This window comes from Vibrio sp. 1288 (genome assembly GCF_033344475.1).
This window is the reverse complement of record NZ_JAWPOX010000779.1, coordinates 1-604: the sequence shown is the minus strand read 5'-3', so window position 1 is coordinate 604 and position 604 is coordinate 1. Positions and strand designations below refer to the sequence as shown.

Sequence of the window (604 nt, the reverse complement as noted above, 5' to 3'; positions counted from 1 at the left end):
CAGCGTAAGCTGGATTGCGATTCACATTCATAAAGTAGCCATGAATTGACTGCTGAACTGAATCGAATTTTTGAACTTCGTGAGTTTTTCCAGCAGCACGCTGAGCAGGCACAATTCCGCAACCCTGTTTATAACACCATTGGCCGAACAAGTTGTTTGCTTGAGTAGCAAAACGAGAAGTACCCCACGCGGATTCATTGGCAGCTTGAGTTAGCACTAATGCTTCTGGTAAAACATTGACTCGCTTTAACATTTCAGTCAGCCAAGCTTCATCAACATGACCATCATGAAGAGGAAACCCATATAACTGCGCTAATCTTTCTGCGTAAGCTTCTTCGTCCGGCGACACTTCTCCAATCTCAAGAGAGCTTAGAAAAGCACGTTCTTTTTCAATCCTGTGATTTTCTAGTGCGATTTTAGGCCGTAAGAAATCGAAAAATGCCGCCTTTTTTTCTTTGGCGTCTTTGATAGAGTTAAAGTCTGGAATGTCCCCAATGTAGGGCAAGTGCGACAAATCAGGATGTTTCACCGGACCTTGAACAACATTAGGATCATTCGCGCTTTTGAACTGGCGGTCGTAATGCAAATATGGACCTACCGAAAT

Annotated in this window: 1 protein-coding gene; it reads right to left on the bottom strand. The window is 43.5% G+C overall.

Features of this window, described 5'->3' with window-relative positions; genetic code table 11:
• The coding region (locus R8O11_RS29320) for a glucosaminidase domain-containing protein (RefSeq protein WP_318195137.1) at positions 1 to 604 on the bottom strand (604 nt) is incomplete at both ends.